The sequence below is a fragment of the Sphingomonas phoenicis genome (assembly GCF_047238005.1).
GTDB lineage: Bacteria > Pseudomonadota > Alphaproteobacteria > Sphingomonadales > Sphingomonadaceae > Sphingomonas.
Window position 1 is genome coordinate 1 of the sequence record NZ_JBDFMC010000001.1, and the last position, 24,550, is coordinate 24,550.

A 24,550-nucleotide genomic window follows, 5' to 3' on the forward strand; every position below is an offset into this window, starting at 1 on the left:
CCCAGTCGGGTAGGATTGGTGCTGCTCATGGAGTCAGCCCTGATCCCCCCGCCGAACCGCACGTGCAGCTTTCACCGCATGCGGCTCTCCACTGTGACGAACCATCACTTTGCCGTAGATCGGGCAGGCGGCCTCTGTGAGTATCCCAGTGGCATTGCTCGCACAGGACCACCGTCCTGCGGGCGCGTGCCACCTTCATTCTCACGACAAAACCGCGGTGCGAAACATCGGCCATCCCCCGGATATGGTGCACCTGACACGGAACATCGGATCGACCGCAAGCCTCGCATTGCTTGGCATTCTGACGATCAACCCAGTCCGTACGTGAGTGGGTGAACACCTGCGTCCAAGGCTGGATATCAATCCTGGACGAGGTGGCCGGATCACGTTTCAGATGAGCCAGTTTCCAGACTTTGACCGATCGGGGCTGGCCATCGACGTCGTAGCCGATGGTGAATTCCTGCCCCGTCCTCATGCGGGCCACGACCGCTCGCACATTGGTTTTGTGCTTGCTGGCCAAGGTCTTGAACAAGCTCCACCGCTGGAGAAACTCAAGCCTGTTCAGCTTGAAGCTCACATCCTTGGCGAGAGCATAGTAGTTCGCAAAACCCCGCAATTCGGCGTTGTAAGCTAGGACGATCTCAACGTCGCTGCAGCTGAGCAGCAGGCTACGATGACGCGGCTTCAACACCGACAGATCACCATAACCTTTTGCAGAAGCGAACGCGTGGACCTTCTCCCAAGGGACATGCAGCTGCATCACTTCCGACGGCGGCCTACGAAGGAAGCTGACGGAACCTTGTCGGCTCCGGACAACCCGTTGGCGTGTCGTATATGTGCGGACCTCATATCCAAGGAAGGCGGCTCCATCGCTCGCCTTGCGGATACCGCTTTTCTCCTCGGACACCGTGAGCGCCAGCGCCTCGGTCAGGAATGCCCTGACTTCGGCGAACACGCTTCGTGCATCCTCCTTGCTACCGATAACCCCAATCATGAAGTCGTCCGCGTAGCGACAGTAACGAAGTCGGCGATAACCGGGGTCCATCGCGTCTCTCGACGGGATGGACCGCTTTTGCGGCAGTAAGGTTTGGATTTTGGCCAAGGAGGCCGCAACCTTCACCTCGTCGACATTGTCTTTGGCCCGCAGCATGGTGACGCGCTTCCGTTGTTTCTGGATGCGCCCAGCCAGTCGCCCATATTCCGGGTTCGTGGCACGGACCTTCCCCCTCTCGAAAGCCGCGATCCGTTCCGCCATGAACATATCGAGTTCATGGAGGTAGATGTTGGCCAAGATTGGAGAGACGATACCGCCCTGCGGAGTGCCGCTGTAGGTCCGGGTGTGAACCCGGTCTTCCATAACACCCGCCTTAAGCATGCTGCCGATCAAGCCGATGAATTTCTCGTCATCGATCCTTTTCCGCAACAGCCGCAGGAGGATGTCGTGGTCGATGTTCTCGAAGAACCCCGCGACATCCACATCTACGAGCCATTTCACCCCCGTCCATACGGCTTTGACGTGTTCAAGCGCCGTATGACACGACCGGCCCGGCCGGAATCCATGGGAGGCGTTCGAGAACACCGGTTCATAGATCCGTTCGAGCAGTTGCCGCGCCACTTCCTGAACGAGGCGGTCGTCGCGCGTGGGAATGCCCAGCGGACGCCGTTTGCCCTTGCCTTTCGGGATAAACACCCGACGCACTGGTTTGGGATCATAGGTCCCTGCCGTCACGCTGGCGATAATCGGGTCGAGGTCTTCCGGTCCGAAGTCCGCGAAGGTCTCGCCGTCAATACCCGGCGTCATCGCACCCTTGTTGGATCCGATCTTCTGGAGCCCCTCCTCCCAAAGGAGGCGAGACCCCATCAGACGATAGAGTCCATTCACCCTTTTGCCCGACGCAACGAGCGCCGGAATGGCCTCCAACCGGCCTTTCACAGTTTCTGGCAGCATCAGCACACCCCATGATCGGTGGTTGAAGAATCACAGCTGCCGCCCTTCCCCCGGTCTTCCCCGCTTTCGGCCCGATCGCTCGAGACCTTATACAGTTGCACCGCCGCCTCCGAAGAGGTCGATGTCCCGGGCATTACCCCGGGCATTTGAGTAATATGGCGGCTCCGTACCCATGCAGGCCGGCAGAAGCCGCCTGTTTAGGGCATCCCGTAGTTACGCTGAATGGAGATGCGGCGCGGTTAGGTGTCCCGTTCGTCCACTAAACCCCTCGACGAGAGGCGCACCGGATGGGCTGAGAAACAGGCGGCCAAGACATGAGACCGCTGTCATCATCCGGACCTGGCGTGACAGTCGCTTTCGCCAGTATCGCTATATAGATTGCTGCAGACTGGGATTTAAGCAGTGTAGCCTTCACCATACGCACCTTGCCCTGACCGTCATCGCCTCCATTTGCGACTAAGACGCATCTGGCCTTTTCCGAACATGCTATTGTTCCCCGTCCCTTTCGGGATTTCAGACCTTGTGAGGCCCGAGGTTAGTCCGGCGAGCAGAGGCATTCTCAACTTACCTCATCATCACTGATACTCCATTTCAGCGCCGCAACGGCGCACTGTCTTTATAGGCGAAGATGTAGCCGTCCTTCGCATTCGGCGTCCATCGGACCTCACAAATGAGCGCGGTGATGGAGGTGGCGACATCGTTTTCGAGGACTTCGACAGCGGCATACCAGACGCGGTTTCCGACGCATGCGCTGTCGATCACGCGCGCACCGCGCGTGCCGCCACCATCGGCGTCGTTGGTGTAGGTGAATTGTGCGTCCAGATACGCCTTGGGCGTGCTGTGGCGACCCATTCCGTCGCGCCTCATCGAAAGCCATCCCATGGCGGGTTCTCCTGTGAGAATGGGTCATGCTGCCAGCTTCGCCGGATGTACGGCCTCGGCCGAGAAGGTGCGAAGATATGCAAAGGCTTGCTCGGCCTTTGTGGCGGCAACGAAGATCACGCTCTTGTCCGACCGGAGCATACGCAACCAATCGCCAATGTAGCTTGCATGGCTATCGTGTATCTCGGATGGGAGACCAAGATCGCTACACACCATGGCTCCTGTTAGGCCGCGTGGACGAATTTGAGCAGGTAGCGGGTGGCAGCGATCTGGATCATGCTGAGGAAGCTTTCGGCGAGTTGGTCGTATCGGGTGGCGACCGCGCGATTGATCTTGAGATGACCAAACATGCGCTCGATACGATTGCGCTCCTTGTAGAGGGTGCGGTCGTGGATGATCGGCTTCTTACGGTTGGATCGTCCTGGGATGACGGCGTCGATCCCGCGGCCACGTAGATCGTCACGGATGGCGTCGGCGTCGTACCCCTTGTCACCCAGCAGCGCGGCCGGCTCGACCTCGGGCAGTGCGATCAGTGTGTCGTACGCCTTGCAGTCGGCGGCTTGCCCACCTGTCAGATGGAAGGCGAGCGGTCGCCCACCAGCATCGGCGATGCAGTGAACCTTACAGCCGAACCCGCCCCGCGAGCGGCCAAGAGCCTGTCGATGAGTCCCCCTTTTACCCCCGCTGCCGAGACGTGGGCGCGAATGGTGGTACTGTCGATGCTGTAGTGGCCGGTGTCCGCCATCATTTCGGCCAGGGTGACCGACACGATCTCCCAGGTGCCGGCCTCGCTCCAGCGCCTGAACCGCCGATAGATCGTGTTCCACTTGCCGTACTTCTCCGGCACGTCGCGCCAGGGCGCCCCGCAGCGCAGCCGCCAGAGAATACCGTTCAGAACCGCCCGGTTCTCGGTCGGGCGCCGTCCGCGACCACGCATAGATGGTTCGATCGGCAACAGATCCTTCAAGACCCGCCACTCCGCCTCGCTCAGATCGCCCCGGCTCAATCACGCCTCCAAAAGGAAGCCTTGAATCAACCGCTCGATCCAGCGTCAACCAATTCGTCCACGCCGCCTAGTTCTGCAACCAGCTCTTCGAGCGCGTAAGCCTTGTCACCAAATTTCTTCCCGAATGTTCGATCCAAGCGAGACTGATGCCCGGTCCAGTGAGCGTGCTCATGTGCGAGGATAGAGGCATGAGCGTCGGCGGACCTGAAGCTGCCGGCGTGCGGCATCTGGATGAAGTCGAAAGTCGGGCTGAAGAAGGCTCGGTCGCCGCCCCGACGCACTCGCGACGGTATCGCCGAGAAGAAGGCGTCGATGCGATCCTGTCGCGCCGACAACAGCGCAGGGGTCGGTGGGACCGGCCGGGCATAGAAGTAGCTCGGGAGGCCCTCGATCTCGTCGGCATTGAAGACGGTGTACGAGCGCAGGAATCGGATCAGCTTGTCGGCCGACAGGCCGAGCAGGTTCGGTTGCGCCTTCTTGCGGAAGGTGGAGCTGTAAACAGAGAACGATGGCTGCGCCTCACGGCGGACCAGTCCGCCAAGCTCCTCGGCCTGACGCGCCGTCATCCAGTAGCGGCTTTTGAAGCCGAGGAAGTCGGCCATCGCCCATAGCCAGATCGAGTTGATTCCGAGGTACGGAGTCCCTTCGTGGCGCAGCGGGCGCCCACCTTCTCCGGTCACCGACCACGGACGCTGCCATGGAACGGTGCCGGCCTCGAGCTTGGCGATGATGGTGTCGGTAATTGCGGCCGCGATGTCGCGAGTGCCTGCGGGCATGGCACGGCTCCTCGAATGGACGTGAAAAGAAGCTGCCGACGCTGCGGTGAGGCAGCGCCGGCAGCGAGGTTGCCCAGCGGGTGCGCTGTTACTCGGCCGCGACCAGGTGGTCGGTCGTGTCGTCGTTCTGGTTATCCGGGTGCGGGACCTCACCCGTGACACTGCCGTCGTCGGCCTCGGCGGTCTCGTCATCCTCGGTGGGTTCACCGTCCCCGTCGGCGATCAGTGCGCCAAGATCGTCGTCTTCGCCTTCGCCGTCGGCGTCGCCGATGAGCCCCGCAAGCTCGTCCTGGCCATCGTCCGCGGCCAGCTCGTTCGACGGCTTGTCATTGAACCGCATCGCCGAGGGCACCCAGGCGAGCGCCTTGTCCTTGATCTCGGTTTCGACGATCGCGTCACCGGCGAACAGCTTCTGGCACGACGCCGAGATGTCCGGCTTCTTGCTGCTCGCGTGACGGCTCGTCAGCGCAGGACCGCCGACCTCGTCGAGGAGCGACAACAGCGCGCCCTTGGGAACGCGGTCGAAGAAATTCTCCGACGTGGGACGCCACCAACTGGCAACGTCGATCTCGAGGATCGTGGCGAGGCGGTTCTGGAGCGGGATCTGCTGGGTGGCGCCGTAGCCTTCCTTCGCCTCGAACGACGTCGCGACGATCCACGCCATCCAGGCCGCCTTCGTCTCGTCGGCCAGCACTCGGAACGCCTCGAAGCGAGCGACCTTGTCGGTTGCCTCGGTCCAGGTCGCATCCAGACTGTCGTGGACCTCGGCGAGATAATCTCGCGCACGCGAGTTGGGCACGTTATTCGCCAATACCGGATCCTGCGGCAGCGCGGCGCGGATCGTCGTGCCGTTGCCGGTGCCGCGATGGCTGCGTGCTTCGATCATGGCGAAGATCATATAGTCCAGCGCGAGACCGGGGTTCGCCTGCAATGCCGCGCCGAGCACGTCGCGACGCTGGATGGCGAGCTGATCGAGGAGCACCTGGCTCATCTGCTTGCCGCCGGGGGCGGCGCGGTCGGGCTCGACGATCGCGGTGGTGCTGCCCCGGAAGCTCGACCGTCCAGTGCCCTCCTCGATGCGGAAGGTCGGGGTCTGGATACCACGCGGCGTGACCTCGCCATCGTCATCGCTGGTCGCGTCACCGTGCTCACCATCAGCCTCGCCAGCGACGTCATCGATCGCATCGGGCTCGACCATCGTGACCGTCAGAGGCGTCTCGCTGTAGAAGGTGTCGTCGAGCACCATCTCGCCCGCGTGCGACAGCGTGAGGAACGTGCCGACACGCGACGCGAGTTCGGGAGGCATCATTACCGGCCGATTTTCGAGGGCATGCAGTTCCGCAGCGAGCGCGTCGTACTGCTCCTCGATCGCGATGTACGCCTCGTCAGCCAACGTGCCGCTTTCGAGCTGCTCCTGCAGCGGCTCCAGCAACGCCTCGATCTCGACGGCGCGGGCGCCCTGCTCCTCGGTCATCGGCTCGGTCGGCAGGGCCACCGGATAGAGGCCGCGGGCGGCATCGTAGGTGCTGTTCGATGCGACCGGTCGGATCCAAGCCAGGCCGCGCTCGTCGCCGATGCGCTTCGCTTCGGCTTCCATCTTCTCGGCCGCGAGCTTCTGGACGATTTCGGGGTTCGACCAGCGATCGTCACCCTCGCTGAAGAGCTCGCGCTCGATGATACCGCCGGCGGCTTCGTAGGCGTCCGCGCCGACAAGCAATGCGACCGGATCGTTGCTGCGCATGTCGTCGTTGGCGATCATGCGACGGATCATGTCGGCGTTGTAGTAGCTGCTGTTGCCGTAGGTATTCCAGACCTTCAGCTGGCGGTCATGGCTGGCCGTCGAGCCGTATGCCTTGGCCATCTCGAGGCTGATCTTCTCGTCGGCGAGCGCATCGAAGATCGGCTCGGCGAGGTCGGCAAGCCGCAGGCGCCCTTCCACGAAGCGGCGGGTCACGCCGAACCGACGGGCAATACCATCGATGTCGCCGCCCTGAGATTGAATGATCTGGAAGCCGCGGCACTCGTCAGCCGGGTTCATCGCGTCGCGCTGGAAATTCTCGACCAGCGAGACTTCGGACAGTTCGCTCTCGGGGCCCGTCATCAGCTTGACCGGCACATCATAGTCGTCGGCGTTGATCTCGCCACGTTCGACCAGGAGCATCAGGCCCCGGTAGCGGCTTTCGCCGGCAACGATGCCGAAGTGACCGCGCGGCTTCTTCAGCGGCGTCACGATGAGGTTCTGGAGGATGCCGCGTGCGGAGATGCTCGCGGCGAAGCTCTCGGCCTTGTCGGCACGACGCTTACGGACATTGACGTCGGAGGGGACGAGCTTCGACAGCTTGACGGACTGGATCATGGGAAATCACCCTTATTGCTGAGCATCCGACATTCTCGCCGGACACCTTCTCCCTCCCCCTTCTCTCCCTGGCTCCGGCTGCTTCGGAACGTGACATGTTCCTGGCCCGTTCAGTGTTGCCGCGTGGGCGCTCCGGGCTATGAAGGTGACGTCGCGCCCGCGACCTTCCCCTGACTATCGGGATCCAAGATGAGCGAAGATACGAACCCCGTCGAACTGGCGACCGAGCTGACGATCGCGTGGCTATCAAACCCGAATACACGGACCTCGGCCGACGACGTTCCAGCTTTCCTGAAAGCGATGCACGAAGCGGTCGCGACACTAGGCGCCGGCCCGAATGAGGCGACCGCCGAGCCTGCTGCCGCTGAATATACGCCGGCTGTATCGGTGCGGAAGTCGCTGGCGAGCAAGGACCACATCGTCAGCATGATCGATGGAAAGCCGTACAAGACGCTGCGCCGTCATCTTGCGGGTCACGGCTTGACCCCGGATGATTATCGTCAGCGTTACGGGCTGAAGGCCGATTATCCGATGGTCGCGGAAGCCTACAGCGAAGCCCGTCGGGATATGGCCAAGAAGATCGGTCTCGGACGCAAGCCTGGTCAGAAGCCGGGTGCTGCAGCGGCCGAGGCCCCGGTCAGCAAGCCGCGCCGGACCAAGAAGGCTGCGGAAGCGGCCGAAGCCTGATTGGGTGGCCGGTCCGCCCGTCAGGGGTAGGATCGGCCAACCCTTCATGCCACCTTGAGGAGCTTCTCGAGGATCGTGCTGGCCTCGCCGACCGGTACGAACACGCGCGTCCGATAGGCGATGATCTCCGTGAAGCATCCCAGCGCCTTGAGGTAGGCAAGTTGCTGAGCTGGAGCGCGCTCGATCTCGATCCGCTGCGCACCGTTCACGAAAGAACGGCGGATCGTCATCTCGAACGGCCGAACCACGTCGACGCTGCGGCCCGACAGGACCGAATGTGCGATTGCCTCGACAGGCAGGTCCTCGCTCTTCGCGATCCCCAGCTTGGTGTAGAGCTGGACGACGTGTTGGTCGAACACGAGGCGGCCCAGCCACGAGTTGCCTTGTCCGTCGACGATACGGTTCACCGCGAGATGATCGGACGGGAGTGCCGACCAGATTGGCAGAAGCAGGCCCGTCGCGAGGCGGATCGTCTCGACCTCGGTCTGCCCTGCCAGTTCGGCGACCTCTTCGGCCCACTTGGTCTCGAACGTGGCGCGATCGATCACGTCCCAAGCGGACTCGAGCAGGTCGGTCTCGCCGATATATTCACGCCGGCACGGGCGCTGCAGTTCGAGCCGAGGGATCGGCTGCCCCTGTTCGTCCATCCACGGGCGAGCGTGTAGCTGCAACGCGACTTTGCCCGACCGCCCGTTCATGACAAAGGCCGCATCGCCGGCCCACTGCGCCGTTGTGAGGATGCGCTCCAAGGAAATCGGCGTCTTTTTGCGTGCGATCTCGATGGTGAGGAGATGGGACGTCGCGCCCGAAAGCGGGTCGGTGCGCAGCAGCGTATCATCGACGACGGTAGCGGTGTCCGCGGTGATGGTTTCAACGCCAACGTCGAGCGTGCCCGCTTCCCGGGCTGCAGCGACACGCGTTTCGACGAGCGAGAGGAACTCGTCGAAGATCACGTTCTGCAATCCGATCGGCAGGGCCAGGAGGCGATTGAGCCAGCGCTGGATAGGCGGCAGCTCTTCCTTCAGGCACCCGTCGCTGTCGTAGAGCTCAAGCCCGGTGCGCGCGCAGAAGTCGTCAAGAGTCGTGCTGGTCAGCTTACCTTTGTCGAGGAGGTGGAACCACGTAACGAGCGCGTCCTTGGCGTATTCGCTCTCGAGGTTGTCAGCCGGGTCGAAAAGGTTCTGCCCGCCGGTCTGGCGCTGCCCACGTGTCAGCGCGCCGAGGCTATCGAGCCGTCGTGCGATCGTCGAGGTGAAGCGGAGCTCACCCTTGCAGTCTGTCGTGACCGGTCGAAATAGCGGGGTCGAGGCTTGATGGGTGCGATGCGTGCGTCCGAGCCCCTGGATCGCTCGATCAGCGCGCCAGCCCGGCTCCAGAAGGAAGTGAACGCGCTGCTCTTGGTTCTTGGCGTCGAGGCTGGCGTGATAGGATCGTCCCGTCCCTCCAGCGTCGGAAAAGACCAGCACGCGCTTCGTGCCGGTCATGAAGGCCGCAGCCTCAACCTGGCTCGACCGAGCTGATCGGGTTTCGACCTTCTGGCGCCCCTCGGAGGTGCAAACGAGCCGTTTGGATCGGCCTGTCACTTCGGCGACGTGGTCGGTGCCGAAGTGCTCGATCAAGGCGTCGAGCGCGGACTTGATCGGCGGAAGCCCGCAGATGTGTTCGAGCATGGCTTCACGGGCGGCGATGGCGTCGGGATTGTAGACCGGATTGCCAGCCTCGTCTGCCATCGGCCGCGACCGCGCGGTGCCGGTATCGTCGGTATAGGTTTCCATCTGGCGCGTCGGGAACGCTCGCTGCAGATAGTCGGCGATATACTCGGTGGGCGACAGGTCGATCGTGGGATCGGCGCGCTCCTCTGCCGACATCTGGTTGAGCCGGCGATCGAGGATCGCTTCGGCGGTGGTCACCAGCTGAAGCACGACCGATTGCCCAGCCTTCAGGTGCTGTTCCACCGCGGCGATGACCGTCGGGAGTTTCATCGCGAGAAGGACCTGACCGAAGAACCGCTGCTTGCAGGATTCGAGGCGCGACCGGGCGGCCGCTTTTGCGCCGCTGTTGAGCGTCCCGCCTTCGAGGCCGTCGACGACGTTGGTAAACTCGAGCGCCGCCTCCATGTTCTGATGGATCACGCTCCAGGCCTGCGCATAGGTGTCGTAGATCTCGATCTGCAGCGGCGTCAGCTCGTGCTTGAGGACGTCGTATTCGACGCCTGCGAAGCTGAGCGCCCTAGCCGTGTAGAGCCCGAGCGCTTTCAGATCGCGGGCAACGAGCTCCATGGCAGCGATGCCACCTTTCCGGATCTCGGCGATGAACGTCTCGCGACCGGCGAACGCCGTCTCCGGCCCCCACAAGCCAAGCCGGACCGCATAGGCGAGATTGTTCACGTCGGATGCGCCCGTCGCGGACGCGTACAGAACGCGGGCGTCCGGGAGATGGTTCTGCAAAAGGACGCCGCAGATACCCTGCTGCGACCCATCCTTCTTGCCGAGCGCACCCTCGCCGCCCGCTACGCCGCCCATCTCGTGGGCCTCGTCAAATGCGATGACACCGTCGAAATCAGGCCCCGCCCAGTCTAGGATCTGCTGCAGGCGGCTGCTCTCGGTCCGCATCGAGCGCAGCGTCGGATAGGTGACGAACAGGACGCCCTCTTCGAGGCGGATCGCCTCGTCGATCTTCCAGTTAGAGACCGGCTGCACATCGCCCGCCATACCGCCCAGGGCGGACCAATCGCGCCGCGCATCCTCAAGGAGCGGCTCGTTCTTGGTCACCCAGATGTGGCGTCTGCGGCCCTGCAGCCAGCTGTCGAGAATGCACGCGGCCACCTGTCGCCCCTTACCCGCGCCGGTTCCATCGCCGAGGAAGAAGCCTTTCCGGTAGCTGCGGCCGTCCTCGTTCAGGGTGAGGCCAACGCCCTCCTTGTCTGGCTTGAACATCCCCGGGAGCATCTGCGACCATGCGTGTCCGGCATAAATCACGGTCTCGAGCTGCGACGAGGACAGCATCCGCTCCGAGACGGTGCGCTCGGGAAGGTGCGGGATATGGGCAGGGACCGGTGCCGGGATCGAGCCCATCGCGACCGATTCTACCAGCGCCGTCGGGTGCTCGCCGGCCGCGTCGAAGATGATCCGGCTCGGACGATAGGGAAGATACACTCCGACCTGGTCTGCGAGCGGTGCCGGAGCTGACAGGGTCGTATAGCCGACCGGCAGAACGGCGTTACGAACCGGCTTGTGGTAGGTGCGTGCCACGGCCGGCTTCGCGGTGCGTGCGGCACCGAAGAGACTTACCGCGGCAGCGGGAGCCCTCGCGCTCCGTGCTTCCGACACCAGCTCGGCTCGGGCAGGCATCTCAACCACGTCGAGGAAGTCGAGGACGGAACGACGCTGGATGACGGTGTGCGACGTACCCCCTGCCACCTTGTCGATGACGTAGAGCCGCACCGCGATGTCGGTGCCATGCTTGCGGTAGCAGCTTTCGAGCCGCAGCGACGTGCGGACGGTGCAGCCGGTGAGCACCGCTTCATAGGCAGCTTTCAGTTGCGCGCTCGGCGCGAACCAATCGGGCATGATCGCGACAATCCGACCACCCATCGAAACGCGGCGGATTGCCGCCTGCAGATGGCGGAGTGCCGCGAGATTGTCGGCGCCGCGGCCAATGCTGCGCGAGAACGGCGGGTTCATCAGAACGACGGTAGGCCGTTCCAACGAGGCATGGAGGCTCACGAGCGCAGCCCCATCGTGGCCGGTGATGATGGCATTCGGGAAGACGCTGGCGAGGCGTTCTCGACGGCGCGGATCGATCTCGTTCAGTTGCAGGCCGGCATGATGCGGCACCTGAACCGCAAGCAGCCCATTGCCGGCGCTCGGTTCCAGCACGATGTCGTCCGGTCCGATCGCGGCCATGACCGCTGCGAGCGCGCCGATATCGATCGGCGTCGAAAACTGCTGCAGCTCGATCTGCTCCTCGCTGCGCACGGTTTGCGTCGGGAGCCGTTCCATCAACGCTGCGGCATGCGTCACGCCGGCGATGTCAGCCAGTGGATAGGGCTGCTTGGCGACGTGCAGCGCCAAAGCGTGTTCCAGCATCTCGAAGCTGTCGCGCTGGGTCCAACGGCCCTCCGCGTCGGTGCCTCCGAACGCAGCCGTCATGGCGTTGTTGAGCGCGCGCCGCGTGATCGGCTCGCCAGACGCCAGTGCGAGCGCGATCGTGAGCGCGGCCGGTCGGTCGGTGACAGGCGGCAAGTCGAGGAGGTCGGACATGGAAGGCTCCCTTGGTCATGCTGCCATTCCGGCAGCTCACCGCCTCCCTCCCCCTCCCCTCTCTTTCGCCTCGAGCACCTCCGCCCAATCCTTGTAGGGCGCCGGCGGAAAGTCCGGCACGACGGTCAGGGTGTCGGACGCATATTGTTCGATGCTGCGCGCCACAGCGCGTCGCCCAGCGAGATCGCGATCCGCAGCCAGGATCAGCCGGGTGACCGACGATGGAATGGCCAGAAGGTCGAGTCGTCGTGACCCGAACGAAGACCAACAGGGGAGGCCACGCAGTCGCGACCATGCTTGGGCACTCTCGAAACCCTCTGCGAGCCCTATCGTCGAGGCCAGACCACCGCCACGCCACGCGCCATTGCCGAGGGTCCCGAGCGTCTGCTTCTCGGTGTAGGCGCTCGTTGCGGGATCGATGAAAATCCTTTGGAAAGCGACCAGGCGGTCAGCTTCGCGAACGGCGACGAGCAGTGCTGGCTTGAACACGGTGAGCGGCTTCGGCCCGAGTGGGCAGCGCGGGTGAAAGCGAATGTCGGTCGGCAGCGGTAGCAGGAAGCGCGACGCGAGATAGCGCTCCGCGCAGGTTCCTGGCACGCCACGAGCCTCATTCCATAATCGCTCGATATTGGCGGTGCCTCCTGCGCGGGTCACCTTGGGTGGCTCATAGCGCTGGCCTAGCGGTATGCGGTCGAGCTCGCGCAGGATGTCGGCAGGGTCGCAACCCGCAAAGCAGGTCACAAGGATGCCTCGATCGCCTTGTCGGAGTGACAGGCTTGGCGTCTTGTCCGTATGCGCTGGGCAGCGGCACGTCGCGACGTTCCGGTGCCAAGTTCCCCCGAGCGCGCCGACGAGGTCGACCAGCTTCTGTGACGGACGATTGGCGATCAGGGTCATGCCGGATCCCCCTCGCGTCGCATCGTCTTCGTCAGGCGCGCGATCACATATGCAGCGTCCCGCGCGGCGAAATAGCTGTCGATCGCGTCGTCGTCGTGGAGGGGGACGACATCGGCGTTCGGTTCGGACCGGCTCCGTACATAAGCCGCTAGGGCCGTGCGGGCCGATCGTTCACTGGGATGCACGTCGGTTTGATCGCGACCGTCGACGTCGCGGATGAAGAGCAGGAAGCGTTCCATGGCGAGCGGACCTCGTACCTGGCCGCCTGTACCGGCGAACCATTACCGCAAGGGAATGTCGGGCCACCCGAGCAGCCCATCCTTTCTCCCCCCCTCCGCTCTTCCTCTACCCCTGTTAAATCAGGGCTGATTTCGTATCCGTCCCGTTTACCCAGCGCTAAGCCCAGCCAAGTAGGGTGCTCTAGGAACTAGAATCGATCCGTGCTTGTTTGTCGACGCACGGCCTTAAAAAGAGGTGTGGATGTCTCAGTTTTCGCCAGTCGAGATCGCGAACTGGGTCGCCATCTATCTGGCGGCAGGAATCTGCTGCGGAATCGCCATGGTCATGTCAGTTTCGGTGACGCTTCACGAGATGTGGCAGGCCAAGGTCTGGCAAGATGCCCGCACGATCCGCGGTGCGGCTCTGCTGCTTCCGAAGACATGGTGGCGCTGGCAGAAGCTCTACCTACTTTCCACGCCCGTTACACTTGGCATAGTCTGTTACTTCGCCGCGACGATGAACTGGGGTTGATCCTCAGAGCCTGCAATTATTTAGCGGTCCAACGAGGCTTTTAGAGCCTCATCGCATTGGCGATTTGAATGCCCGCAGCATCGTCCTCGATATCACTCGGGCGTAATGTGAGCAGATCGCCCAGGTGGCGCATGCGCGGGTGGGTCACCGCCTTTGCGGCGAGATAATCGTCGTTGTCGAACCCCATCGCTTCCACAACGAGCGTGCGCAGCTCCCCGGTTTCGCGGGATCTCCCCTCGAGGACGAAGTCCGGACGACATGGGCCATCTGGTGTCATGGTATCGAAGAGCGGCTTTCCGATCGCCAGATCAATTGACTGCGAACGGAGAAGCCGTTGGGCTTCCAAGATCCGCTTGAGGGTTTTCCGCTCGAAATCCGACTCCACCGGAACGAACAGCCGGCCATTGTAAATCGGCTGTGCGTACCCCCGCAGCGGCGCATACCCATGGGCCTCCGGGTACTCGCCGGCGACAACCAGCACGAGGAACGGGCCGCTGATCCTGTTACCCCGCACCGATGGTGACTGAACCCGATTAGCGATTTCCACGGGAGGACCATCGGGCACGTAGATTTTGTGCCCTTGGATCGCGGTCGCATAGAGCAGGACGAAGCCTTGCGGCGCATGCGCCTTTGGCCAGTTTTCCGCGAGGCGTCGCAGCGTTGCATACACGACCTTGGCCTCGAGCGGCCGGGCGTGCGTCCAGATGGCGCGGCCTAACTCGATGCCGGGAGCAATCTCGATCTTTCCCGCCGCGCCGAGGATGGCGGCAAAGGCCTCCTTGATCGACCACTCCGGACCTGCGCCGATCGGCGGGACGCTGTTGGATCCGGCCGTGTCCATTAGCCGCCATAGAAGGCGAGCCAGCCGCGGCGTCGACGCGTTTCGCGTCCGATCGTCGTTGCTGTCTTCTTCCGGCCGTTGCGAGAGCTTCTCCGGCGCGGGCCTGAGCACCTCGAAAAAGCCAGCAGGCGGGTCGGTGGGCGTGTTGGGGGACCGGATCTCGGTGATCCGGTTGGTCACCTGGTCGCGGAAGAACGGGCAGTCTGCGCGATGCTCGGGACGTTTCTCGCTGGTCAGACGTCGAAGATAGTAGGTCTCCGCCTCGGACAGGAACGCGGGTGTGAGGATCGGTGGGGCCGCCTCCGCTCCAAGGCAATTGCAGGCGATCCAGCGGTGACCGATGCGCGCGTTCTGAACGAGCGTGATGCCGGCCTGCTCGTCGTGGAAGGTGCCTTTGCCCACGTACCAGCGTACCAGCGCCTCCCGCAGCGGCTGCGGAAGCTTGATGCGATTTGGACCTTTTCCGTCAGTGTCTCGATGGATCAACCACATGCTCGAAGAGCCTTTGGGCGACGTTTCTTGACCAGTTTCGCCCTCGGCCCCGGTCTTGACAAGGGCAAATCTCTTGATCTCCACTCTTTTAAACAGGGGGTCGAGGAGGTTTTTGTGCAGAAGTTTTACGCCGGTGTGGCGATCGCGAGCGTGGCGCTGGCCACATCTGCTTCGGCCGCGCCTGAAAAGCGCGGCAAGGTTCGGCGCGTTGAGCTGATCTCGATGACCACCGCGTCGGCGCTGCCAATGGCGGAGGGTGATGGCGGACCCGCCGATGACCTCCCAGCACCTGACCTCCCGCCTGAGTTCAAGGTGCACGATCTAAGCCGCCGCTACGTTGAGTTTCGGATGAAGCAGGAGCTCGCGTCGATCTTTCCCGAGGTCAGCGTATCCGACAGCCTGGCCCCGGCTGTAGCGGCGACGTCCTCCATCAGCGTGCCCGATTGGATGAAACCGGGCGTCGGATCGTTTACGGCGCCAGCCTTCGTTCCCGGCTGTGCTCCGCTCGCGTATCGGCCGTCAGGGTTTCTCTCGCGCGAGGCCGAAAGTCGGCGGGCAATTTACTATGGCATGATGAGCTCGATCGCCTGCGAACACGGCATTCCAACTGGGCTCTTCGACGCGATGATAATTCGCGAGAGCCGCTACAATCCAACAGCTCTATCGCCGAAAAACGCCTTCGGCTTCGCGCAGCTGATGCCCGGCACTGCGATGGGGCTCGGCGTGAACCGGTTCGATCCCTACCAGAACATGCGTGGCGGTGCCCGATACCTCCGCCAGCAGCTCGATAAGTTCGGCCGCGTGCAGCTCGCGCTCGCTGCCTATAATGCCGGTCCTGGCCGAGTGCGCGGGGGTCTCGTCCCCCGGATCACCGAAACGCAGGCCTATGTAACCGACATCATCGCCAATTGGTCGAGATTGACCGCAGCGCCTGGGTCACAAGCACTTCGTTCGACCTTGCCACAACCTGCCTATCGCTCGGTCGCACTCGCGCAATTCTGACCTCTCAGCGTTCGCGCCCTGCCGATGATCGACGCCAGAAAACGCATGCTCCTTTCGGGAGCAATGCGACGGCGTAGCCGGCGCTCCGACAGTCAGTCTTCGGGCCGCCGTCGAGATGCGCGTTGCGGTTTCGTTGCTCTCGCCGTCAGGCGTGAACGCCTTGGCCGGCTAGGCCAAGTCTTTCTGAGCTAATGATATATGAATCTAGGAGCGGTTGCAGGCCAGGTTGGCACTCGCTCTCTTTGGCATCGATCGCGGCGCCGAGGCGCGCGAGAACCTTGCCTAGTTGGCCGTCGACCGTCGCCAACGCATATTCCCGACGCGACAGTGAGCTGAGCATCGCGGCCGTCTGCTCGATCCGCTCGGCTTCCTGCTGGACGACATCCGCGGGCAAAGGAGCCGGACGCAGCCAGCGCGGAAGGTGAGCCTCGATCCAGGCCGGCATGAGCATGCGGTACGCATTGCTGGTTTGCTTATAGCGTGGTCCAACGCCGTCGATCTCGACGCGTTTGAAGCGACGCTGGGCAAGAACGAAGCCGAGTTCGGTCAGAAGCGCAAGTGCGCGGATGACGGTGCGGCGTCCGATACCGACAGTCTCGGCCAGATACTCGAGGGTGGGGTACACACGGCCTGCTTGGACTCGCGCGATCCTGAGCAATGCCTCGAGGACCGCCAGCGTGTTACGGCTGAAGCGCAGGATAGCGGCCTCCCGCGGTGTCGGCTCTCGTTCTTCGTGCGCGATCCTTGCGCGCAGGTTCGCCCGTCCCGCGCTCAGCGCCGCAGCGCGCTTGTAGATCCGGTCGGTTTCACCTTTGCTGGGACGCGAAAAGAAGGCGTCTTCGAACGTACCAGCCTCGATGCTGTCGCGCCGCACGGGCGCCCCAGTGCGGTGGGTTGCGCCAGATCGCGACGGCTTCCGCTTGAAGCGGGCACCGCCGAGCACGGCCAGAGCCGCCTCTGCCATTGTTATTGCAGCCAATTTCCTGCCCTCACATTGGGCCGGGACCGGGGCAAAACTCGTCCGTGGGGCGAAGCGCGCAACCCTTGAACCGAAGCTCGGAAACCAGTATATCTTGAGCGTTCAACGGCTCTTTCGATGCTTGCCGGCATCGGACATAGCGGTCTCAGGGTGCCCGGCCTCGTGCCGGGCATTCGTTTATGTGGTCACAGCCATTCCCAATTTTTCCAGGCCGCGGACTGCGACCCAGGCGGCCGCATAGTGGCGCACGATAGCCATTCGCGAAACACGCGTGATTCGTGCTTTCGACAACATTAGGCGGCTAATGTTCGTGCTTTTGAAAACACGTAGGCTGCCCCGTCCCGCGCCACGGGACAACAATTCGTGCTTTTGGAAACGCGAGAAGTTGGTGGCGCCGTGTTTGGAGTCGGCTTTCGTCGAATCGAAAACGTCTATGACGAGAGGCGCTTCACCGTGCTCTCTGGAATGATTTTGACGAGGTATTCGCGGACTGTTCGCCCGGCTGCCGTCACCGTTCCGAGACCTTGATCCTCGATCTCAAATCGAAAGCCTGGGATCGGGTCCTCTTTGATGGTTTTCGTAAGTGCGAATTTGAATTGGCGCGAGGATCCTTGGTAGCCCATCTGCAGCCGCAGATCCTCAAGCGGAATGGTAGTCTGACCGTCAACGCACAGCGATCGGGCAACCTCATAGAGTCGACGTTCGACCGGGCCGAGCTGGAAGTAGGTGGATGCGTATTCGAGGACCTGGCGGTCGACCATGATAGCCCGATACAGCCAGTCACAGAGGCGAATTTTGACCGCCTTCAGGCGCTTCACGCCACCTTCGCCCTTGCTGTATTGCAGCTTGGCCTCTTGTAGCCACGAGAAAAAGCCCTCCTCGCCTTCCCCGCCTGCTTCGATGTTGGTCTTGATCTGTGTGCCTTGAAGTCGCTCAAGAGCCTCAGACAATCTTGTGTAGGACCTAGCCGACTTGTTGACGCCGGTGACGCTGAAAAGGTCGTTCGCACTGAAGCTGAACTCCTGCCCAATGGCCTTCCCTGCCTCTACCTTGGAAACCATTAGGCTGGCGATATAGAGCAGGATTTCCTTGTCGTAGATCGTGGCCACCCCTTTTGGTCCCGGCCCGATTTCGATCGAGATGTCACCCTTTTTATAGGTAAGCGGTTGCATCCAGGCCTTCTTCGCCAACGCGAAGAACGGCCATGCCATGAGTGACCGCTCTCCGCGGACTGGTCCGTGGAGAGGACTGTCGAGCAGAAAAAGCTCGCCCTGTTCTTGCTCCGCCATTGTCAACTTACCTTCATGTGTCTCGGCATTCGCCGAGGAGAGCGGATCGGGTTCAGCCGGGATCCCCAGTGACCTCGACGCTCTCGTGTTTTTGATAATTCGCTTCCGGCGCTCTCGCGTTTTTGAAAGCACGAAAATTCGGCCGCTGGCGTTTCCGAAAGCACGAAATCCGACCCCAAAACCGGCTTTCTAGGCCCTGTTTCTGCCGATTTCGGACAGGTCCAGGCCGCCCGGCCGCCCTTCTTCGTGCTTTTGAAAACGCGAGAGGCTGTGTCGGTGTAGCGGTCGGTAAGGGGGGTCTGGATTACGGAAGCGTAAGCCATGCCTTGCCGTAGCACCGTGTCGGCTTCGGCTCAAACGGCATCATCCCCGTTTGCTGATGCACACGGTCCTCCAGCCCGCGTTCAACCTCCCCCTCCCCTTCCGATCCCGGGGGGCGTCAGATGCTCTAGGAGCCCTAAGGGACGCGAGATGGCAGGGCGGCGGGAGGTCTGTCCGGGACGGCGTGGCGGTGGTGACAGCGCCAAAAAAAAGGCACCTGAAGCGGTGCCCAATCCATCATTTCAGTCGAGGTGCCGTTAGAGCCCGTCGGCCTCTCTCTTTCGCAGCCGGAGCCCCTTGCGCTCAGCTAGGTCCGCATACCCTCGCTCGAAAGTCTCACATACCAGCTGCTGGATCTGCTGGCCGTGCTCACCCTTCACGTCGCTTAGATCCAAGCCGCCGATCGCGGACACAGCGTTCGCCAATCTCGGCGCCAATCCGCCGAACATCGTCGCGAGGAATGACGTCAGGCCTGCGGCCTCCTCGCGATCGTCACCCGACATGCAGCCGAGCAGCTCGGTCCCGAAGAACGCTTCTGACTGCGTGATGCCGAGCGCGGCGCAGATCGCCTGGGCCTCGTCCACGCGCATCGGCCGGCGCTTGGCCGTGTCCGAATGCAGGATGCAGTGGAGCCTCGTCCGCTTCATCATCGGCGTTGAAGCCTCGAGCACGCGGAACGTGACCCGCAATTCCTTCATCCTCGCGAGGAGGAAGTCGGCAAGTTCTGGCTTGGCGCTGCTACTGCTTTCGCCAGAATTGTAAGGATTAGACGCTCCCACCTCAGGGCACTCCCCACCCGCTAGCTTCGACTCAGGTACGCCCGAAAATGACAGAATGGCAACCCTGCCGTTAACGTTAATTTCATGTTTCCGAGGTGCTACCTGATTGGAATCACGTTCGTTTCGGTTCTTTTTGCCGCAGCTCGAAAGGCCTGGGCGTCCTCAACGTCCAGCCCCAGCTTATTAATCACCTCCGTCGTGTTCTCCTCAACGATGAAGTCGAAGAGGACCAGTGAAACGGCGGACGCAAAACTTACCGATGATCCGATAACCTCTTGAAGGTCTGGGATCGAACCGTCGATCGCCTCAGCGCTGCTTTCGAGGATCGTCAGTGATAGGCCGACATCGCCATCAGTTGGGATGATCCGCAGATGCTCCTTCAACGAGCCTGGTCGGTAGGTATCCTTGATTTGGGCGGCCGAGGAAGATCGATCGTTGACCACGTCGTTGATCGAAAGAAGTCTCTTCTTCTTGTTCGAGAAAAGGCGGATGCTTTCGGTTACGAGCCGAAAGAACGTTTCCGAGATCTTTAGATCGAAGGCGCGTTCACCCGCCGTCATCTTAGAAGAAGTCCTCACCTTGATAGCACACCCTGAAAAATACCGTCTCCGCGGCGTTTTAGCACCATCGAGTCCGCGTTGTGTAACACAATCAAAGAGCGGAGTCGCATCGCGGGATTAAGGCCTTCGCGCCGCTGTCCTCGCACGCGGACGCGTGTCCGCCAATACGGACAGCTGTCCGCTATTACGGACAGGCGTTCGTAAACGCGGACAGATGTTCGTGGGGGCGGACAAGTCGTCCCGAAGCGCGGGACAAGAGCCTGATTGGTAAGCTGGCAAAGCTCATTTCGTCGCAATCGCAGAAAAAACTTACGGCAACCTTACCAGTTCCTAAACGCGCCGATTGCGCGAATTTTTTTCCCGGTCGAGCCTTTGGTTGGGCGCGCTGAAATGCGCTCAATCAAAGGAGACCTTTCGTCATGAAGACCATGCTCAAGATGGGCCGTCGCGTCGAGACGGCCGCACTGGCCACCCTCGGCGTCGCAGCGGCTGCGGCCGTGATGGCCTCGCCCGCCTTCGCGGGTGCCGACGGCACGTTCGATACCGCGCTGAACGCCTTCACCGGCTTCCTCGAGGGTTCGGGCGGCAAGATCATCACCGTGCTGTCGCTGGCCGGCGGTGTCGTCGGTCTGGCCTCGGGCCGCTTCTCGCTCGGCCAGGTCGCGATCCCGGTGGGCGTGGGCGTCGGCGCCGGCACCGGCGTTCCGATCGTCACCTCGACCGTCACCGCCACCATCTAACTCGATCCGGCACCGGCGGAGATAGCAGCTCCGCCGGCGTCGTCACTGAAGGTGGCGTGATGTCAGCCGATAAGTACGTGATCCCATCGCACTTGGACGACCCTGAGCTTATCGGCTTTTGGACGTTGGACGAGTTCCTAGCGATGGTCATCCCCTTCACGTGGGGGATCCTGTCCCAACACATCGTCATCGGGATCGGCTTCGCCGTCCTGGGCTGGTGGGCACTCCGTAAGGCCAAGGCGGGACGGGCGACATCTTGGTTGATCCACCTGGCATACTGGCACCTCCCCGGCGGCTTTCCGTCTCTCAGGGCCACGCCACCTTCCTATCTCCGACTGATGGTGGGCTGACATGGACTATTCCTACCAGCACGCGCAGAGCCAGCGTGTCCTTCGCCAGCGCAATCTTCTCGGCATCGCCGCCCTTGTGCTGGCAGGCGCCGTCGCACTCCTCCTCCTCATGTCCGCGACCCGTAGTCGTGAGATCGTCCTGCAGCCGGTCCTCGGATCGCCGGTGACGGTCTCCAGCAGCGGCGTGTCGCGCGAATATCTCGAGCTCGTCACCCGCGACACGGCGGTCCTGACGCTGAACCGATCGCCCGGCAGCCTCGACTATTGGATGAAGTCGGTCCTCGCGATCGTCTCCCCGAGAGCGCAGGGCACGATCAAGGCCGACCTGCTGAAGATCGTCAACGAGCAGCGCAATTCGAGCATGAGCCAATTCTTCACGCTCGAGGGCATGGAGATCGACGCCAAGCACCTGCAGTCTACCGTGACCGGCAAGCTCAGCACGGTGGTCGGCCAGAAGATCGTGTCGAGCGAGCCGCGCACCTTCATCTACGACTGGGAGTATTCGGGCATGAGCCTGAAGCTGGTCGGATTCAGCATGGCGCAGCCGAAGGGCCGCCTGGGAGGCTCGCTGTGACGGACGCATTCTACGCCTTCGGCAGCGCTGCACTCGGCACGGTGCTCGCCTCGCGCACAATGTGCTGGCTCAGCCGCATCGCCGGCGCGGCGCTCATCGCAGTCGCGGTCTTTGTCTTTGCCGCGCCTGCCTTCGCAGCCAGCGACCAGACGCTGATGGTCGCGGACGGCGCGCAGGTGTCGTGCACCGCGTCGGCCAAGGATCTGACGCGCATCAGCCTCGTCGGCGACGAGTTTGCCGGTGTCTCGAAGATCAACACGGGCAACCCGTCGGACGACTTCTCGGTCGTAAACGAGCCAGTTCGCGGCGACATCTACCTGTCCGTTCCTGAGGGCTTCAACCGCCAGACGCTCTCCTTCTTCGGCACTTCGAAGCGCGGCTATGTCTACAAGTTCGCCTGCCGCATCGCGGGCGACCAGGCGGTGCAGGTGTTCCTCTCGAACCCCGCGATCGCCAAGGCCGACGCGGCCGAGGCGGCACCGACCAAGGTCGCCGCTGCGTCGACTCCTGAGGACGCGGCGGTGTCGTTGGTGCAGGCGATGTACGCGAACAAGTCGGTCGATGGCTACGAGCTGCGCCAGCGCTCTTTGAAGCCGGTCTACGTCGGCGACCTCAAGGTCCAGATGATCTCGGAATATCGCGGCGAGGCACTGACGGGTCGCGTTCTGCGGATCGAGAACAAGGGCACGCAGGAAAAAGTCCTGACCGAGGCACAGGTCGCGCCCGCCAGCGCCCTCGCCGTGTCGATCGCCGAGCCCAAACTCGCACCGGGTCGGGTCACGACCGCCTACCTCGTCTCGCGGAACGGAAACTAAGCCATGGCCATCAAGGACATCTTCTCGCGGTCGCGTAAGCCGCTCGACGGCCCCGAGGCCGCTCCAGAGACGGACGGCGTATCGCCGATCGCGTCCGAGCTCGACGGCAACAACGAGACCAAGAAGAAGCAGCGCATGCTTCTCGCAAGCGTCGGCGCGGTCGGCCTCGTTGCCTCGTCGTTCTGGATCTTCGGCGGCTCGGACAACGCCCGCAAGGTCGACCCCGACAAGCCCGAGCAGGTGAAGGTGTCGGTCGGCGACATGGCGAACAGGACCCTCTCCGAGCAGGAGTGGATGGCGCTGTCGGAGAACCGCTTCCAGTCAGCCGAGAACCAGCTGAAGAGCGTCGACGGCACCAACGCCCGTGTGGCGCAGCTTTCGCAGCAGATCGACGCGTTGAAGGCGCAGAACCAGTCGATGTCGTCGGACGGCCAGCGTGTCGTCTCGGCCTATCAGGCCGAGAACGAGCAGCTGCGCAGGCAGGTGAACGAGCGCGCGGCCGCCCCGCCGCCTGTCCCGGCCGGTCCGCAGGCGATGTACGGCCCGGGCAGCGCTGCGGTGTACGGCCGCGGCGCGGGGGCGCCGCCTGCCGGTCCCGATCTCTCCGCGCCTCGCCTGAGCGAAGTGAAGATGGTCTCGTTCAGCTCGACCGATCGCGGCACTGCGTCCAAGATCGCCAAGGGCAGCACGGTCTACACCGACAGCCCCAACTACCTGCCCGCGAACAGCTTCGCGACCGCCAAGGTCATCGTCGGCGTCGACGCCGCGGCGGGCGTGAACAGCCAGACCGACCCGCTGCCGGTCGTGCTGCGCATCACTGGGCCGGCGCGCTCCGTGCTCCAGAACGGCAAGCTGCTCACCACCAAGATCCAGGGCTGCCTCATCAACGGCGCCGCGCGCGGCGAGCTGTCGAGCGAGAAGGTCTACATCAAGCTGCAGAAGATGACCTGCCCGCAGCCGGGCGGCCGCTATGCCGAGTCCGAGGTGAAGGGCTTCATCGCATTCGGCGGCAAGACCGGCGTGCGGGGTCGCGTCGTCAGCCGCGAGGGATCGCTGGTGAGCCAAGCCTTCATCGCCGGCCTCGTCGGCGGGATCGGGCGCGGCTTCGCGGCCAACACCAACATTGCGCTGCAGCCCGGCAACGTCGTGCTCGCCAACGGCAAGCGCCAGCAGCTCGGGCTCGGCGACATCGCGCAGGGCGGCGTCGGCAACGGCATCGGCGAGGCGGGCGACATGGTCTCCAAGTATCTGATCGAGCGCGCCGAGCAGTACCAGCCCGTCATTGAGATGCCGACGGGTGTCGACGTCGAAATCGTCTTCCTGGAGGGTGTGTATGTCCGCAATTGATTACATCGCCTTCTGGCGTCTTCGTCCTCGCTTCATCGCCACCATCGCGGGTTGCGCGGCTGTCGTCGGCATCGGTGCCGCTGGCGCTGCGGCGGATCTCGGAATCATGTCGCCGTCCAACCAGAAGGTCGCAGCGCTCCTCAAGGCACGGCTGCCAAGGACCGACGTTTCCAAGGTCGACTGCGGCGTCGTCGACGGCCTCTGTGAAGTGACTGCCGGCAGCAATCTCTTCTATGTCGATCGTTCGGGCCGCTACCTCATGATCGGCCGGGTCTACGACATGGAGACGCGGCAGGACCTTACCGCCACCCGGCTCCTCGAGATCAATCCCGACACGCTCATCGGCGGGGCGGCTAAGGCCAACAACGCCGCCAGCAGCGACGAAGCACCGCTAACGCGTGGTGCCGGGTCCCAGCCCACCGCACCTGCAGCGCCGCAGCACCTCTCGCTCACGAGCCTGCCGGCGACCGGCGCGATCGTCTGGGGCAAGCCTTCGGGCAAGACGGTCACCGTGTTCAGCGATTTCCGCTGCGGCTATTGCCGCGCGCTCTCCAACACGCTCCGCACGATGAACGTCCGCGTGATCGAGCGCCCCATCTCGGTCCTGGGCAGCCGCGACCTCGCCAATCAGGTCTATTGCGCCAAGAACCGCGAGGAGGCCCTGCATCAGGCCTACGCCGGTGAGCCGCTGCGCAACGCCGGCACCTGCGACACGTCGGGCCTCGACGCCAACGAGAAGTTCGCGCGCGCCCATGGTCTCTCCGGCACGCCCGTCATCGTCCGCGCCGACGGTGCGATGATCGAGGGCTACCGGCCCAAGGAGGCGCTCGCCGCCTTCATCGCGGGAGGACGGTCGTGAACCCTACCAAAATCGGAGCGCTTGGTCTCATCCTCGCG

Annotated in this window: 23 protein-coding genes; 9 read left to right on the plus strand and 14 right to left on the minus strand. The window is 63.0% G+C overall.

Annotated elements, in window-relative coordinates; translation table 11 throughout:
- Nucleotides 1–25: 25 nt before the first annotated feature.
- The 6 genes from ABC319_RS00005 to ABC319_RS00030 form a co-directional block, all read right to left on the minus strand.
- A complete protein-coding gene (locus ABC319_RS00005) occupies nt 26–1,948 on the minus strand; it encodes a reverse transcriptase domain-containing protein (RefSeq protein WP_024018999.1) in 1,923 nt (640 codons plus the stop codon).
- 591 nt (nt 1,949–2,539) lie between these two features.
- Nucleotides 2,540–2,830 carry a hypothetical protein gene (locus ABC319_RS00010; RefSeq protein ID WP_413068371.1) on the minus strand — a complete coding sequence of 97 codons (291 nt, stop codon included), beginning with the start codon at nt 2,828–2,830 and terminating at the stop codon, nt 2,540–2,542.
- 24 nt (nt 2,831–2,854) lie between these two features.
- Entirely contained in the window at nt 2,855–3,046 is a 192-nt protein-coding gene (locus tag ABC319_RS00015; RefSeq protein WP_413068372.1) for a zincin-like metallopeptidase domain-containing protein, read from the minus strand.
- Nucleotides 3,047–3,054: 8 nt separating this feature from the next.
- Nucleotides 3,055–3,836, minus strand: a protein-coding gene (locus ABC319_RS00020; protein ID WP_413068373.1) for an IS5 family transposase whose coding sequence is annotated in 2 segments (ribosomal slippage) — nt 3,055–3,512 and nt 3,512–3,836 — 783 coding nt in all. Because the reading frame shifts where the segments join, the coding sequence is not laid out codon by codon here.
- A 26-nt stretch (nt 3,837–3,862) separates the two neighbouring features.
- The gene (locus tag ABC319_RS00025) at nt 3,863–4,612 is read right to left on the minus strand and encodes an ArdC family protein (protein WP_413068374.1); all 750 of its coding nucleotides are present in this window, start codon (nt 4,610–4,612) and stop codon (nt 3,863–3,865) included.
- 88 nt (nt 4,613–4,700) lie between these two features.
- Nucleotides 4,701–6,968: a ParB/RepB/Spo0J family partition protein gene (locus ABC319_RS00030; RefSeq protein WP_066773340.1), complete on the minus strand. Its 2,268-nt coding sequence runs from the start codon at nt 6,966–6,968 to the stop codon at nt 4,701–4,703.
- Nucleotides 6,969–7,157: 189 nt separating this feature from the next.
- Between ABC319_RS00030 and ABC319_RS00035 the strand changes: the two genes are divergently transcribed.
- Entirely contained in the window at nt 7,158–7,655 is a 498-nt protein-coding gene (locus tag ABC319_RS00035) for a Ros/MucR family transcriptional regulator (RefSeq protein ID WP_066773338.1), read from the plus strand.
- Between the two features lie 44 nt (nt 7,656–7,699).
- On the opposite strand, the gene ABC319_RS00040 is transcribed toward ABC319_RS00035, so the two are convergent.
- Genes ABC319_RS00040 through ABC319_RS00050 form a run of 3 tightly spaced genes read right to left on the minus strand, consistent with a single transcriptional unit; the run spans nt 7,700 to nt 13,053 of the window.
- Nucleotides 7,700–11,917: a strawberry notch-like NTP hydrolase domain-containing protein gene (locus tag ABC319_RS00040; protein ID WP_066773335.1), complete on the minus strand. Its 4,218-nt coding sequence runs from the start codon at nt 11,915–11,917 to the stop codon at nt 7,700–7,702.
- 36 nt (nt 11,918–11,953) lie between these two features.
- Nucleotides 11,954–12,814 carry a DUF7146 domain-containing protein gene (locus ABC319_RS00045; RefSeq protein WP_066773332.1) on the minus strand — a complete coding sequence of 287 codons (861 nt, stop codon included), beginning with the start codon at nt 12,812–12,814 and terminating at the stop codon, nt 11,954–11,956.
- Complete coding sequence (locus tag ABC319_RS00050; protein ID WP_066773330.1) at nt 12,811–13,053, minus strand: hypothetical protein; 243 nt, start codon at nt 13,051–13,053, stop codon at nt 12,811–12,813. Before ABC319_RS00050 ends, ABC319_RS00045 begins: the two co-directional genes overlap by 4 nt.
- Nucleotides 13,054–13,294: 241 nt before the next feature.
- Here ABC319_RS00050 and ABC319_RS00055 point away from each other — a divergent pair, with 241 nt between their 5' ends.
- Nucleotides 13,295–13,564, plus strand: a complete 270-nt coding sequence (locus ABC319_RS00055) for a hypothetical protein (protein ID WP_066773327.1) — start codon at nt 13,295–13,297, stop codon at nt 13,562–13,564.
- Between the two features lie 40 nt (nt 13,565–13,604).
- On the opposite strand, the gene ABC319_RS00060 is transcribed toward ABC319_RS00055, so the two are convergent.
- Nucleotides 13,605–14,897, minus strand: coding sequence for a hypothetical protein (locus ABC319_RS00060; RefSeq protein WP_066773324.1), 1,293 nt, complete (start codon nt 14,895–14,897; stop codon nt 13,605–13,607).
- 27 nt (nt 14,898–14,924) lie between these two features.
- On the opposite strand from ABC319_RS00060, the gene ABC319_RS00065 reads away from it, so the two are divergent.
- Complete coding sequence (locus ABC319_RS00065) at nt 14,925–15,899, plus strand: lytic transglycosylase domain-containing protein (protein ID WP_231728698.1); 975 nt, start codon at nt 14,925–14,927, stop codon at nt 15,897–15,899.
- 145 nt (nt 15,900–16,044) lie between these two features.
- Here the strand turns inward: ABC319_RS00065 and ABC319_RS00070 are convergent, their stop codons facing one another.
- The 4 genes from ABC319_RS00070 to ABC319_RS00085 form a co-directional block, all read right to left on the minus strand.
- Nucleotides 16,045–16,863: a helix-turn-helix domain-containing protein gene (locus ABC319_RS00070; RefSeq protein WP_082731323.1), complete on the minus strand. Its 819-nt coding sequence runs from the start codon at nt 16,861–16,863 to the stop codon at nt 16,045–16,047.
- A 446-nt stretch (nt 16,864–17,309) separates the two neighbouring features.
- Nucleotides 17,310–18,167 (minus strand): replication initiator protein A, encoded by an 858-nt coding sequence (locus ABC319_RS00075; protein WP_066773312.1) that lies wholly within the window; start codon nt 18,165–18,167, stop codon nt 17,310–17,312.
- Nucleotides 18,168–18,745: 578 nt separating this feature from the next.
- Nucleotides 18,746–19,177 (minus strand): hypothetical protein, encoded by a 432-nt coding sequence (locus ABC319_RS00080; protein ID WP_184116619.1) that lies wholly within the window; start codon nt 19,175–19,177, stop codon nt 18,746–18,748.
- Nucleotides 19,178–19,365: 188 nt separating this feature from the next.
- Nucleotides 19,366–19,827: a hypothetical protein gene (locus tag ABC319_RS00085; RefSeq protein ID WP_066773308.1), complete on the minus strand. Its 462-nt coding sequence runs from the start codon at nt 19,825–19,827 to the stop codon at nt 19,366–19,368.
- Nucleotides 19,828–20,246: 419 nt separating this feature from the next.
- Here ABC319_RS00085 and ABC319_RS00090 point away from each other — a divergent pair, with 419 nt between their 5' ends.
- From ABC319_RS00090 to ABC319_RS00115, 6 genes are read left to right on the plus strand one after another with little or no spacing between them, the layout of a single operon-like run.
- Nucleotides 20,247–20,567 carry a TrbC/VirB2 family protein gene (locus ABC319_RS00090; protein WP_066708110.1) on the plus strand — a complete coding sequence of 107 codons (321 nt, stop codon included), beginning with the start codon at nt 20,247–20,249 and terminating at the stop codon, nt 20,565–20,567.
- A gap of 59 nt (nt 20,568–20,626) precedes the next feature.
- Entirely contained in the window at nt 20,627–20,917 is a 291-nt protein-coding gene (gene traL, locus ABC319_RS00095) for a type IV conjugative transfer system protein TraL (RefSeq protein ID WP_066773306.1), read from the plus strand.
- 1 nt (nt 20,918) lies between these two features.
- Nucleotides 20,919–21,491, plus strand: a complete 573-nt coding sequence (locus ABC319_RS00100; protein WP_066773304.1) for a type IV conjugative transfer system protein TraE — start codon at nt 20,919–20,921, stop codon at nt 21,489–21,491.
- Nucleotides 21,492–21,550: 59 nt separating this feature from the next.
- Nucleotides 21,551–22,306, plus strand: a complete 756-nt coding sequence (locus tag ABC319_RS00105; protein ID WP_066773423.1) for a type-F conjugative transfer system secretin TraK — start codon at nt 21,551–21,553, stop codon at nt 22,304–22,306.
- Nucleotides 22,307–22,309: 3 nt separating this feature from the next.
- Nucleotides 22,310–23,653 (plus strand): TraB/VirB10 family protein, encoded by a 1,344-nt coding sequence (locus ABC319_RS00110; protein ID WP_066773302.1) that lies wholly within the window; start codon nt 22,310–22,312, stop codon nt 23,651–23,653.
- On the plus strand, nt 23,640–24,512 hold the full coding sequence (locus ABC319_RS00115) for a DsbC family protein (protein WP_066773299.1): 873 nt from the start codon (nt 23,640–23,642) through the stop codon (nt 24,510–24,512). The genes ABC319_RS00110 and ABC319_RS00115 overlap by 14 nt, the downstream gene beginning before the upstream one ends.
- Nucleotides 24,513–24,550: the final 38 nt, after the last annotated feature.